12 protein-coding genes and 1 pseudogene are annotated in these 12,007 nt (G+C 42.2%); 8 read left to right on the top strand and 5 right to left on the bottom strand.

The genetic code is table 11. The features are described from left to right. Positions 1 to 2: 2 nt before the first annotated feature. Together NI455_RS11520 and trpB are read left to right on the top strand one after the other, a co-directional pair. The gene (locus NI455_RS11520; protein WP_253114271.1) at positions 3 to 1,190 is read left to right on the top strand and encodes a vWA domain-containing protein; all 1,188 of its coding nucleotides are present in this window, start codon (positions 3 to 5) and stop codon (positions 1,188 to 1,190) included. A gap of 107 nt (positions 1,191 to 1,297) precedes the next feature. Next, on the top strand, positions 1,298 to 2,506 hold the full coding sequence (gene trpB / locus NI455_RS11515) for a tryptophan synthase subunit beta (RefSeq protein ID WP_253114270.1): 1,209 nt from the start codon (positions 1,298 to 1,300) through the stop codon (positions 2,504 to 2,506). A gap of 129 nt (positions 2,507 to 2,635) precedes the next feature. Here the strand turns inward: trpB and NI455_RS11510 are convergent, their stop codons facing one another. The 3 genes from NI455_RS11510 to NI455_RS11500 all read right to left on the bottom strand — a co-directional run bounded on the left by NI455_RS11510 (position 2,636) and on the right by NI455_RS11500 (position 3,937). Then, positions 2,636 to 3,067, bottom strand: coding sequence for a CBS domain-containing protein (locus NI455_RS11510; RefSeq protein WP_004278688.1), 432 nt, complete (start codon positions 3,065 to 3,067; stop codon positions 2,636 to 2,638). Between the two features lie 104 nt (positions 3,068 to 3,171). Beyond that, positions 3,172 to 3,552 carry a DUF2750 domain-containing protein gene (locus NI455_RS11505; RefSeq protein WP_004645256.1) on the bottom strand — a complete coding sequence of 127 codons (381 nt, stop codon included), beginning with the start codon at positions 3,550 to 3,552 and terminating at the stop codon, positions 3,172 to 3,174. Between the two features lie 151 nt (positions 3,553 to 3,703). Then, a complete protein-coding gene (locus NI455_RS11500) occupies positions 3,704 to 3,937 on the bottom strand; it encodes an SEL1-like repeat protein (RefSeq protein ID WP_004278686.1) in 234 nt (77 codons plus the stop codon). 224 nt (positions 3,938 to 4,161) lie between these two features. On the opposite strand from NI455_RS11500, the gene NI455_RS11495 reads away from it, so the two are divergent. Next, positions 4,162 to 4,521 (top strand): hypothetical protein, encoded by a 360-nt coding sequence (locus NI455_RS11495; RefSeq protein WP_034436454.1) that lies wholly within the window; start codon positions 4,162 to 4,164, stop codon positions 4,519 to 4,521. A 98-nt stretch (positions 4,522 to 4,619) separates the two neighbouring features. Next, positions 4,620 to 4,943, top strand: coding sequence for a hypothetical protein (locus NI455_RS11490; RefSeq protein WP_253114269.1), 324 nt, complete (start codon positions 4,620 to 4,622; stop codon positions 4,941 to 4,943). Here the strand turns inward: NI455_RS11490 and NI455_RS11485 are convergent. Together NI455_RS11485 and NI455_RS11480 are read right to left on the bottom strand one after the other, a co-directional pair. Then, positions 4,867 to 6,441 (bottom strand): M16 family metallopeptidase, encoded by a 1,575-nt coding sequence (locus tag NI455_RS11485; protein WP_253114266.1) that lies wholly within the window; start codon positions 6,439 to 6,441, stop codon positions 4,867 to 4,869. The genes NI455_RS11490 and NI455_RS11485 overlap by 77 nt on opposite strands. Next, positions 6,441 to 7,850 (bottom strand): M16 family metallopeptidase, encoded by a 1,410-nt coding sequence (locus NI455_RS11480; RefSeq protein ID WP_253114263.1) that lies wholly within the window; start codon positions 7,848 to 7,850, stop codon positions 6,441 to 6,443. The genes NI455_RS11485 and NI455_RS11480 overlap by 1 nt, the downstream gene beginning before the upstream one ends. Positions 7,851 to 8,027: 177 nt before the next feature. Here NI455_RS11480 and ftsY point away from each other — a divergent pair, with 177 nt between their 5' ends. From ftsY to NI455_RS11460, 4 genes and pseudogenes are all read left to right on the top strand, one after another. Continuing rightward, positions 8,028 to 9,131: a signal recognition particle-docking protein FtsY gene (gene ftsY, locus NI455_RS11475; RefSeq protein ID WP_004278679.1), complete on the top strand. Its 1,104-nt coding sequence runs from the start codon at positions 8,028 to 8,030 to the stop codon at positions 9,129 to 9,131. A 177-nt stretch (positions 9,132 to 9,308) separates the two neighbouring features. Beyond that, a pseudogene (locus NI455_RS11470) lies at positions 9,309 to 9,998 on the top strand (nitroreductase family protein). Positions 9,999 to 10,194: 196 nt separating this feature from the next. Then, positions 10,195 to 10,788: a nitroreductase family protein gene (locus tag NI455_RS11465; RefSeq protein ID WP_004278677.1), complete on the top strand. Its 594-nt coding sequence runs from the start codon at positions 10,195 to 10,197 to the stop codon at positions 10,786 to 10,788. A gap of 211 nt (positions 10,789 to 10,999) precedes the next feature. Further along, a complete protein-coding gene (locus NI455_RS11460; protein ID WP_253114260.1) occupies positions 11,000 to 11,614 on the top strand; it encodes a DUF2057 family protein in 615 nt (204 codons plus the stop codon). Positions 11,615 to 12,007: the final 393 nt, after the last annotated feature.

Here is a 12,007-nt window from a genome sequence, read left to right as displayed (position 1 = left end):
GCATGTTTGTGCGACTGTTTTATACCTTACGCAAATACGGTGTACCGGTATCGACCCGCGAATTGATTGACCTGAATCAGGCAGTTGCTGCAGGTCTGGTCTTTGCCGATCAGGACGAGTTCTATCAGCTGGCCAAAACTGTAATGGTCAAAGACGAGCGCTATTTCGACAAGTTCGATCGCGCCATGAAAGACTATTTTGATGGTATCGCGACCTTTGATCTGGATGACTTGCTAAATCAGGTGCATAAGCTGCCCAAAGACTGGTTCGATCTCGAATTGCTCGAGAAGCATCTGACCCCGGAGCAGCGCGAAGAGCTGAAAAAGGCCGGATCGCTGGAAGAACTGATGAAAATGCTGGAAGAGCGTCTGCGCGAACAGCATAAAAAACATCAGGGCGGTAACAAGATGGTTGGTACCGGTGGCACTTCACCCTTTGGTGCCTATGGCGATCATCCCGAAGGTGTGCGTATTGGCGGGCCGGGGCGTAAGCGTTCTGCGGTGAAAGTCTGGGAGCAGCGTCAATACCGCAATCTGGATGATGAACAGATTTTAGGAAGTCGCCAGATGCAGATGGCATTGCGCCGTCTACGAAAATTTGCCCGTCAGGGTGCAGCAGAAGAACTGGATATTGACGGCACCATTCGTGAAACGGCCAAGCAGGGCATTCTGGATGTGCAGTTGGTGCCAGAGCGTCGTAACCGTATTAAAGTTTTAATGCTGTTTGATATCGGTGGTTCGATGGATGCGCATATTGCTCAGTGTGAAAAGCTGTTCAGTGCTGCGAAAACCGAATTCAAAACCCTGGAATATTTTTATTTCCATAACTGTCTGTATGACTATGTCTGGAAAGACAATGTTCGTCGTTCCAGTTCACGTATGAATACCTGGGATTTACTCAATACCTATGGCCGTGATTACCGGGTGATTGTGGTCGGTGATGCCAGTATGGCGCCGTATGAGCTGAATTCTGTCGGTGGTTCGGTTGAATATATGAATGATGAGGCTGGGCAAGTTTGGTTGCAGCGTCTACGTCAGCATTTTGATAAAACCGCTTGGCTGAATCCTGAAGAAGAAAAATACTGGCATTACACCCATACTATTGGTCTGATCCAGCAAATATTTGAAAATCATATGTTTCCAATGACGCTGAAAGGCATTGAAGACATGACTAAATATCTGGCGCGTTAATTCCATTTATCTATAAGTGACTTTAGTTAGAGTTATTAGTGATTTAAAACAAATTATTCTAGTATAAAGTCACTCATTATCTCTTATTTAAAATTTCAGGCATGATTATGGCTCATCAAATTAATGGTATTGCGTTACCGAATGAAGAGGGTTTTTTTGGTCAGTATGGCGGTCAGTTTATTCCACCCGATCTGAAACAGGCCATGGATGATATTAATGTGGCCTATCAGGAAATTCGTCAGACTGAAGAGTTTCAGAATGAACTGAAAGACCTATTTGCTCATTACGTCGGTCGTCCAAGTCCACTATTTCATGCCAAACGCCTTTCTGAGCAGCTCGGTGGAGCACAGATTTATTTAAAACGTGAAGACCTGAACCATACCGGGGCGCACAAGATCAACCACTGTCTGGGTGAAGCACTACTTGCCAAATATATGGGTAAAACCAAAGTTATTGCAGAAACCGGTGCCGGCCAGCATGGTGTTGCTTTGGCAACTGCATGTGCCTTGGTGGGTATTCCATGTGAAATTCATATGGGTCAAGTGGATGTTGAAAAAGAACATCCAAATGTCGTGAAAATGAAAATTCTGGGTGCCAAACTGATTTCTGTGACTCGCGGTACAGCCACACTCAAAGATGCAGTCGACAGTGCTTTTGAAGAATATTTAAAAGACCCGAAAAACTACATCTATGCCATTGGTTCGGTGGTTGGACCGCACCCATTCCCGATGATGGTACGTGATTTTCAGTCGATTATTGGCGATGAAATTAAAGTTCAGGCCAATGAGCGTTTCGGTACAAATCCTGATTATATCGTTGCTTGTGTTGGTGGTGGTTCTAATGCAGTCGGCGCATTCACTGCATTTTTAAATGAACCGGATGTGAAGCTGGTTGGCGTTGAGCCAGCAGGTCATGGTTTAGATACCGATATGCATTCAGCTACTTTAACTCTAGGTAAGCCGAGCCAGTTACATGGTATGGCCTGTTATGTTCTGGAAGATGAACAAGGCGAGCCATTGCCAGTGCATTCAATTGCTTCTGGTCTGGATTATCCAGGTGTGGGGCCACAGCATAGTTTGCTGAAAGATTTGGGGCGGGTCGAGTATACGACTGCGACCGATCAGGAATGTCTGGATGCATTCATGACCTTGTCACGCGTAGAAGGCATTGTACCTGCATTAGAAAGCTCACATGCGGTGGCTTGGGCCATTCGTGAAGCAGGGAAACTGCCAAAAGATACCAAGATTGTAGTGAACTTATCGGGTCGTGGTGATAAAGACTCAGATTACGCTGCAGAAAAATTAGGTCTCAACTGATTTTATTCAGAAGGTTAATCTAGAAAATCCCGGTACACGTACCGGGATTTTTTATGGATCAGATATAAAACTTTATCTTGGTGTCACTTAAGTGATCTTCAAATGCCTTAGAGAAAGCTAGATGGTGTTTTAACCTGAAATATATTGCTGTAACTGTTCAATTAATTTGCGTTGGTCATCCATGGCGGCTTTGACCAAATCCCCAATTGAAATCAGACCGATCAGTTTTTCATGTTCGACTACGGGTAAGTGGCGTAGGTGGCGTTCAGTCATCAGAGATAAACAGTCTTCTACGCTAGTAGCTGTATTTACGGTAATCACTTTAGAGGTCATGATCTCATTGACAGTGGTGTCGAATGAGGTTCTTTGCATCAGGGCGATCTTACGCGTGTAATCCCGCTCTGACAAAATCCCCACCACATTGTCTTCATGGGTTACCACAAGCGCCCCGATTCCTTTATCCGCCATCAAGGTGATGGCTTCTAAAACAGTAGAATCTGGACGGATGGTATAAATAGCTTGATGCATTTTTTCACTGAGCACCTGTGCCACATTGGTCATGCTTAATCATCCTTATTGGTTAATTTATTATTAATCCTAGAGTATGTATTCAACCTGAACATCTCTAAGTGTTTAGGTTTTAGTCTTTATAAATAGCATGTTATTTAAGCAATGTGCAGTCTTTGTTGCGAAAAAAACAGATGACGCATCTGTGCAGCAGTCAGTTTGAGTTTGGTTCCATTGGTGTTGAACAGGGCTGGCGTAACATTCAGTCGCGACAGGGTCGGCAATAATGCATTTTCAAAATCTTCAGAATTGATTTTACGCGGGATGTAATCCGGCCAATGCTGCTGGGCATAATTTTTAGCATCCAGCGGATTGAGCCAGAATGGGAAGATGCAGTCTTCCTGGTCACGCATCATCGCCCAGCCTTGGTGATATGCGCCCCATAGCTCGCCACAATTCATCAAAGATTTAAGCATCGTGATCTTTAACAGAAAGTTTTTGCAGATCGGATCAAATTGAATAATTTTTCGTGGTTTCATTAGAATAAAGTGCTATTGGAGTTCAGGCTCTATTCTAGAAACTTTATATGAAATTACTGTTTCAGCTTTGCAAGGATTCGTAAGAAAATATGTATTGATTGCTATTTATTGAAAAAAGGGCTGAAAAAAACGCCACCTAGGTGACGTTTCTTTATGCTTGCATGGTGGCCATGTTTTGCCAGTACTGGGCTTTGAGTGAATCTCGTTCTACACGGAAACCTTGATAATAAAGTTCTGCTAAAAAAAGCGCTGCTTTACCATGGCCAGCACGAGCGGCTTCTTCAAGCTGTTTTACTGCATCAGCAAAGTTCATTTGCGATTGAATGGTATTCACGGCATCTGCGTACAGATGTTCCAGATCGTGTTGAGAGAGTTGTTGTATCATATAAAAACTCCTTAATTTTAATTATGATTACAGGATAGACTATTTAGTCTAAATACAAATATAAATTAGTATTGTTAAACTAATATTACAAAATAATGGAAAAGTCAACTATTCGATTTTATTTGTTTACTTAAGTTATAGTTTAACTGATTAAACTATACACAACTATAAATATTATTAAGCTACATTGTAAATGGATAGCAAACAATAAGGAGAAGGCCATGATGACAAGAACTTTAGATGGTGTGAAATTTGATATGCCTCCGACTGCAGGTCAAATTATGGAACTTGCCGATTTGCATCGTAAAAAACTCGATCAAGCTATATTCAGTAAACATACCCATCTGGGTGATTATGGACTGGCACAACGTAAAGAAGTCTACGACTTTACCCGTGCGCTGGATGAAAACCAGCGTGAGCAGTTTTATAAGCTTTATAATGGTGAGCTGGTCCGCATTGCAGATGAGGATCGTCTGCATCCGCCTGAAGCAGAAGCGGGTTTAAGTAAATTTGCAATTGCACTGGTATTGCTTGTTGTTGCATTGGTGCTGTATTCAACAATTATTACCAGAATCATGAATTAGTCCTCGAAATAGCAGGATTCAGCTCTTGTGAATATTCAGTGCGCTGACTTGAACTTATGTAACTGCGACCATACACTACCTCTAACCTGAGGTAGTGTATGTCTATAGATACAGAAAAACTAAGCCAATTTTTCAGCAGAATCAAACTGGAACAGATTTATAACAGTGTGGTTATTTTTATTATTGCGATCATTCTACTTTTAGCCGCATTTGCTTTATATCGTCCGCTTAGCCTTTCCCAAGTCACCCAGATTCAACAACTGTCTAAACAGCAAAACCTTCCCCAAACCCAAGATATGGCACTCGCCTTGTTAGAGCAGCAGCATATCCGTCGTGGGCAGTACCTTAAATTGATGCAGGCTTATCAGCAGGAATCGCTTCGGGCACGTCAGCTTCCGCCGGTCTCTGTGGAGATGCCTTAGGCATAGGATTTGTTGGTAAGTAATAATTGGCATCCATTAAATTTCGCTCCAAACGCATTTTCAAGGCATTTTGATCCAGTTCTTTGTTGACGACGACTAGGGTTAAGTGATCAGGATGAAAATGCTTGCGCACTGCATTTTGTACATCTGCCGCTGTGATTTTAGCCAAGCGTTCTGGATAACTGGATAAATAATCAGTTTGCTCACTATAAAAACCCATATTGCCTAGCTGGGCATTAATGGTGGCATTACTGCTGTAATTATTAGGAAAAGCACGTAACATGCCTGCTTTGGTTTCTTCCAGACGCTGAGTATCAATAGGTTGGCTGACAAAGTGGATAAATGCTTGATGTGCGACCTGAATGCTGTCTAGCAGTTGATCCTGACGCGTGGAATACTTAAAGCTGAATACGCCGGGTGCCTGACTAAAGCTCAATGAACTATAAGCGCCATAAGTAAAACCACGTTTCACCCGTAGTTCCTGCATCAATACCGCATTAAATCCGCTACCGCCAAACATGCGATTGGCGACCTCTAAAGCCAGTTTATCTTCAGTAAAGCGAGTTGGGCCTAAATGCCCAAAGGTGACATGCGCCTGAGACGAGTTATAGGGTAGATGTACCACTTCAAAACCAGATTGAATTTCAGGCTGTGGCAATGTTTCTGCTTTTTGCCCTTGAGGTAAGTTGCCGGCAATTCGTTCAGACAGTTCGAGTGCCTGTTTCGGGCTGAGTTTGCCAGTAATGGCAATATTCATATTTTGCGCCACCAAAAACTGATCACGAAATTTTTTCAATAATTCTGCATTAATTTTTTTGGTGCTGCCTTGGGTGCCGCTGATTGGTTCTGCATAAGGGTGCTGACCATATAAAGCGCGATAAAAACGGATATCCATCAGTCGGCTTGGGTTTTCCTGCAGCTGTTTTTGTCCCACTTGGGTATTGCTTAAAGCCAGATTAATGCTGGACGGTTTAAATGACGCATTCTTAAGAACCTCCATCAGCATGCTCAATGCGGGTTCCAGTTTTTCCGGGTCTGAAAGCGTACGCAGACGGACCACAAACATGTCCCGATAGGCTTGTACGCTGAATTGTGCTCCGGTTTGGTCAAAAACTTCCGCCACCTGATTGGCGCTATATTTGTCGGTTCCTTCACGCATCAACTTGGCTGCCATATTGGATAGACCATATAGGCCTTTGGCAATTTCCTGATCACGGGCCGAACCGGCATTAAAGGTCAGCTGGATATCTACCATGGGAAGATCTTGCGTTTCAACAAACAGCGTGCGTACTTTGTAGCGATTGTTCAGATCATGAATATAAGGCGCCTGAAAATCCCGTTGCTGATTAATATTTTTTAAGCTTTGCAGCAAAGGGATAGACTGTAACTGACTCGGATTATCATTTTGGTTAGGCTGGGGATCCAGATAGTTTTTTGCATGGGTAGCCGAGCTAAGACTTAAAATTGAAATAAGCAAAAATGAACGAAGTTGAAGCATTATAATCCCCGTTGCTGGGTGTTTTGTTCAGGAGAGAGATAAAGCGTGCTGAGATTTTCACGTACAAAATAGGCGTTTGCGACACGCTGGATATCCTGAATACTGACACTTTCAAAGTGTTTCGGTAATTCATCCATCAGGCGATAACTCAAGCCATTGACCTCCAGATTACCAATCATTTTGGCCTGGCCGGCAATATCATCCTGGCTATAAATCAAATTGGAAATAAAGCGGGTACTGATACGATCCACTTCCTGTTGGGTTATGGCGGTAGTTTTGAGTAAATCCACTTCATCCTGAATTGCTTGTTGTGCCTCTTGTAAAGAGATACCCGGCGCAGGTAAGGCAGAAATACCAAACAGGCTGTCGCCGCGATTATAGGGATCATAAGAAACGCTGACAGAGGTCAGAATTTTACGATCACGTACCAAACGGTCTTGCAGGCGCGAAGAAATGCCACTGTCCAAAAGACTGCGAATAATGGTCAAGGCATAAGCATCTTGGGGGTTTTTGGCAGTGCCAAGGGATTTTACATTCCAGGTCATGTACAGATTGGGCACATGAACATTGCTATTAATCTCCATATGGCGATAACCCAAACGCTCAAACTCCAGTACATCATTGCGTGCTGGTGTTGGGCGTGCGGGAATGTCAGCAAAATATTTTTGTACCTGAGCCAAAGCAGCTTCAGATTCTACATTTCCAACAATCACCAGAATGGCATTATTCGGACTGTACCAATCCCGATACCATTTTTTGACATCATTCAACTGAATATTATTCAGGGTTTTCATATGTCCAATCACCGGCTGACGGTAGTGGCTGGTCGGATAACTGATCCATTTAAACCGTTCAAAGGCTTGCGCACGCGGATTGTCATCGGTGCGCTGGCGCCGTTCTTCCATGACGACTTTAATTTCTGGCTCGAAGTCCTGCTGTCGAAGTAATAAATTACTCATCCGGTCAGATTCAAGTTCCAGGGCCATAGGAAAATAGGCCTTAGGATAAAGCTGATAATAATTGGTGTAATTGGTAAAGGTGGCCGCATTGATACTGCCGCCATAAATCCGGCTAAGACGGGTAAATTCATCATTTGGGACTTTATGAGTGCCTTTGAACATCATATGTTCAAGTGCATGGGATACCCCCAGAATATTTCCGGATTCATCACTACTGCCGACTTTGTACCAAATTTGTGTCATTACCATGGGCGCACGATGGTCTTCCCGAATAATGACTTTTAAACCGTTACTTAACGTGGTTTCAAAAGTAGTCCGTGACAATTCGCTTCGGGTTTGTGCCTGAACCGAGTTAAAACTCAGGCTAAGCAAGACTGCTGCACCGAGTGGATAAAGCGTCTGTTTGATCATTTGCGAGAAAGAGGAGATAGTCAAAAAGGTGATGAACACTAGATCTCCTGAAATAGGCGTTTGTATTTAGAGTTATTTTTAATAAATGCGTGCTTGAAAGCAACCGAGAGCTGTAGCTTTTTGGTATGTTTGTCCAGCATTTGCATTGCTAGCTGCAAAGCAGGCAAGTTATGGTAGAATCTGGGTTTTTAACGCAATGCTTTTCAAGGATTCGGCATGCAACAGCAATCTAATGGGCAAAACAAATTTTTGATTGATGCTGATATCGGAGATGATGATGTCACATTACCGAGCTTACCTGCGGTCAATGTGCCTATCGTAGAAACGCCAAGCGAAACAGCTGTAGTTTCTGCACCTGTCGAAACAGAAACTGAAAATGAAGATTCTGCGGCGAAAGGTGGCTTCTTTAGCCGTATGAAAGTGGGTTTAACCAAAACCCGTAAAAACCTTGCCGATGGGATGGTAAATATCCTGATCGGTGGTAAAGAAATTGATGATGAATTATTAGAAGAAGTCGAAGAGCAGCTTCTGGTGGCCGATATCGGTGTGGAAGCCACCAAGACCATTATCGCTAACCTGACTGAACGTACGGCACGTGGTGATTTGATCTATTCGCATTCACTCTATAAAGCGCTTCAGGAAGAACTGGTGGCTTTATTGGCACCACGGGTAAAACCGCTGCATATTGATCCGAATAAATCGCCTTATGTGATTCTGGTAGTTGGTGTGAATGGTGTCGGTAAAACGACTACCATTGGCAAGTTGGCAAAGCGCCTGCAAGGTGAAGGCAAGACCGTCATGTTGGCAGCAGGCGATACTTTCCGTGCGGCTGCAACTGAACAGCTCCAGATCTGGGGTGAGCGTAATAATATTGCGGTTGTTGCTCAGGGTCATGGTGCTGACTCAGCTTCAGTGATTTTCGATGCTTTTGAAAGTGCGCGTGCCAAAGGTGTGGATGTATTGATTGCAGACACAGCGGGCCGTTTGCATAACAAAGGTCATTTGATGCAGGAATTGACTAAAGTAAAACGTGTAATGCAGAAAATTGATGCCACTGCACCTCATGAAGTGATGTTGGTGGTCGATGCCGGTACTGGTCAGAATGCTATTAATCAGGTCGAGATGTTTGATGAGGCGGTAGGCTTGACGGGCTTAACTATTACCAAACTTGATGGTACTGCCAAAGGTGGGGTACTGTTTAATATCGCCAGTCGTACTCATGTGCCGATTCGCTTTATTGGTGTCGGTGAAAAAATTGATGACTTGCGTCCATTCTCTGCCAAATCTTTTGTTGCTGCATTATTTGAAACTGAAAAATAAATAATGCGCAATGCTTCACATAAACTCCGCCAAGTGCGGAGTTTATTGTTTTTAGCCAGTTCGAGTGTTGTAAAAACCGACAGTAAAACCACCACTAAATCTGCCTATCTTAATAAAGGCCTTATAATTTTAGGGGATTCTCTAAGCTGATTTGGCTTGTTTTTTGTGGGGTAGAAAATGGCATTGCTAAATAAGATTGGTCAGGTATTAACAAGCGATATAACCAAGGATTTTAAATTTTCAAGAAAAAATAAACTGAATGATGATTTAGAATTGACTTTTGTCGATCAATTGAAAAAGCGCCGTAGTATCGATCAACTCGGTAAGCGGGTACATTCTAGTCAGGCTTATCTTAGCGAAATCATTCAGGAAGCAGTGCGGAGTTGTCCTTCGGCTTATGATTCTCAAACTACGCGCATTGTGGTGTTATTCGCAGATTCTCATCATTAATTCTGGAAAATTGTGAAACAGGTACAGCGTCAGCATATGCCGGCATATATTTACGAAGGGATGGAAATCAAGTTAAATCAATGTGCTGCTGCCTATGGCACGGTTTTGTTTTATGAAGATCAAGCCGTGATTCAACAATTACAAAAGAAAATGCCATTAAATAGTGAAGATTTTCCAGCATGGTCGGAACAAACTTCCGGTATGGCGCAATTTGCTGTGTGGACGACGCTGGCAGATTCTGGCTTAGGGGCATCCTTACAGCACTACAATCCACTGATTGATGAAAGGGTCGCTGAGCATTTTGAAATTGAAAAGAACTGGTTGTTGCGAGCCCAACTTTGCTTTGGATCAATTGAACAAACAGTAGAAGAAAAATTACAAAAGCCGGATCAGCACCGTTTCAAAGTATTTAATTAAAAGTTTATAGAGAACTTTATATGTGACAGCATGGAAGCTGCGGATAAAATCAGATACAAATACGCTACCCAGATCTAAATCTGATTGTTCTATAAATAAAACACATTGTTATCGAAATGCACCTGTCTTGGGTGCTTAAAGCACGTAGTATGACTTTATCGATTTTTTAATAATCAAAATATATAGAGGTGAATTCATGGCATTTTTAGATCAAATCAAACAACGCCGTAGCATTTATTCAATTGGAAAAAATGTAGAGCTGGATCAAGCAGAAATTGAGAAAATCATTAAAGATGCGGTGAAGCACAGTCCGTCATCTTTTAACTCGCAAACCTCGCGTGTGGTGATTTTATTTGGTCAATCACATGATACTTTCTGGCATATTGTACGTGAAACTTTACGTGATCTGGTTTCAGCAGATGCATTTGAATCAACCAATAGCAAGATCAATGCTTTTGCTGCAGGTTATGGTACCGCACTGTTTTATGAAGACCAGAACGTGGTGAAGTCGATGCAGGAGCAGTTTGCACTTTATGCCGATAACTTCCCGGTCTGGTCTGAGCATTCTTCTGCTATTGCACAGTTTGCAACCTGGACCGCTTTGGCAGAAAGAAATATTGGTGCTTCATTACAGCACTACAATCCAATTATTGATGAAGAAGTTGCACAAACTTTCGAAATACCATCTCACTGGAAGCTTCGCGCTCAACTGGTATTTGGTTCGATTGAAGCTCCTGCAGGGGAAAAAACCTTTATGGATGATGCAGAGCGCTTTAAGACCTTTGCATAAATAATTTTAGATTAAAAAGTAGATTTAAAAGAAGCACGTTGATGCTTCTTTTTTATGTCTTCGAGTTGTATTTAGATGTGATGTAATATGTCTAGCCAAATAAATGCTAAGAACACAGGCTGTATCGCTCCAGCTTTTGTCATAAGATTGTCATTTAGACGCGGCATAGTGCAGCTAATTTTTAATAAACAACCAAAAATGAGTATAGGATATGGGTTTACGTATTGCGGCAACTGCAGCAGTGTTTCTGTTTAGCACACCAGTTTTTTCGGCAGTGACCGTCACAGTACCTGAAGAAATAAAAATTGTTGCCGTAAATGATCAAGAGGTGAACTCGGGTCTATTACGTTCTAATCAGACTTATAGCTTGGATGCAGGTGTAAATGCGATCAGCGTACGCTATAACGAATTTTTCCAGCATTCAGACAATTCACATGACATTTTAAAGTCAGGTGTGGTTACGGTAAAAACACCAAGCCTTAAAGATGGTGAAACTTACCGTTTAGCACTTATTCAGGCGCCTAAAGATTTTGATGCAGCGCAAAAATATAAAGATCAGCCCATTATTGGCCTATATGATGCGAAAAATCAGCTCTTAGTCCAGCAGGCGGGCGCTAAAGATGCAGCGAAACCATGGTTTGGAAATCGCGTGTTGACTAAAAAAGTAGATATGACAACTCAAGCTGCGACACCAGTTAATCAACCTTCAGCTGTATATACTCAGTCAGCAGACCAGAATGATCAGCAGCTGATTCAATTATGGCAGAAAGCTTCTAAAGCTGAACGTCAAAAATTTATGACTTGGCTCGCTGAGCAGACAAATTAAAATATTTTGATGAAGAATCAAAAAGATCACCATTAGGGTGATCTTTTTTTATGAGATGAGGGCTGGAAAATTAACATTTGCTTAAACTTTTCATGCGGAATTAGCTAGAAAAACGCAAAAAAAGTGTTAAAAATAGCCTTTTAGATTAAAAAATAAACGTATGGTTGGTTTTTTTGGATATTTTTAAGAAAATCCCTTGCGCTCGTTTTGAAACTGTATAGAATACGCAGCACACCAACGCAATGCATGAAACGAAACGTTAAATGATTGGGTTGGAGCTTAAAGCTGATGAGGTTTTAAGAAAGATCATTAAGAGATTATGAAGAACAACTTGTGTGGATTTTTACTGGTTGATTGATCGAAATTATTTTCATTGATTGATGGTAGAAATTA

This window comes from Acinetobacter lwoffii, from assembly GCF_024129435.1.
GTDB classification, from domain to species: domain Bacteria; phylum Pseudomonadota; class Gammaproteobacteria; order Pseudomonadales; family Moraxellaceae; genus Acinetobacter; species Acinetobacter lwoffii_F.
The sequence above is the reverse complement of the archived record's forward strand: the minus strand, read 5'-3'. Positions and strand labels throughout refer to the sequence as shown.

Excerpts from the sequence above, each read along its gene's own strand:
- NI455_RS11500 (WP_004278686.1), bottom strand. The coding sequence starts at position 3,937 with ATGATACAACAACTCTCTCAACACGATCTGGAACATCTGTACGCAGAT.
- trpB (WP_253114270.1), top strand. The coding sequence starts at position 1,298 with ATGGCTCATCAAATTAATGGTATTGCGTTACCGAATGAAGAGGGTTTT.
- NI455_RS11460 (WP_253114260.1), top strand. The coding sequence starts at position 11,000 with ATGGGTTTACGTATTGCGGCAACTGCAGCAGTGTTTCTGTTTAGCACA.
- NI455_RS11505 (WP_004645256.1), bottom strand. The coding sequence starts at position 3,552 with ATGAAACCACGAAAAATTATTCAATTTGATCCGATCTGCAAAAACTTT.
- NI455_RS11490 (WP_253114269.1), top strand. The coding sequence starts at position 4,620 with ATGTCTATAGATACAGAAAAACTAAGCCAATTTTTCAGCAGAATCAAA.
- NI455_RS11495 (WP_034436454.1), top strand. The coding sequence starts at position 4,162 with ATGACAAGAACTTTAGATGGTGTGAAATTTGATATGCCTCCGACTGCA.
- NI455_RS11465 (WP_004278677.1), top strand. The coding sequence starts at position 10,195 with ATGGCATTTTTAGATCAAATCAAACAACGCCGTAGCATTTATTCAATT.
- NI455_RS11485 (WP_253114266.1), bottom strand. The coding sequence starts at position 6,441 with ATGCTTCAACTTCGTTCATTTTTGCTTATTTCAATTTTAAGTCTTAGC.
- NI455_RS11520 (WP_253114271.1), top strand. The coding sequence starts at position 3 with ATGTTTGTGCGACTGTTTTATACCTTACGCAAATACGGTGTACCGGTA.
- ftsY (WP_004278679.1), top strand. The coding sequence starts at position 8,028 with ATGCAACAGCAATCTAATGGGCAAAACAAATTTTTGATTGATGCTGAT.
- NI455_RS11510 (WP_004278688.1), bottom strand. The coding sequence starts at position 3,067 with ATGACCAATGTGGCACAGGTGCTCAGTGAAAAAATGCATCAAGCTATT.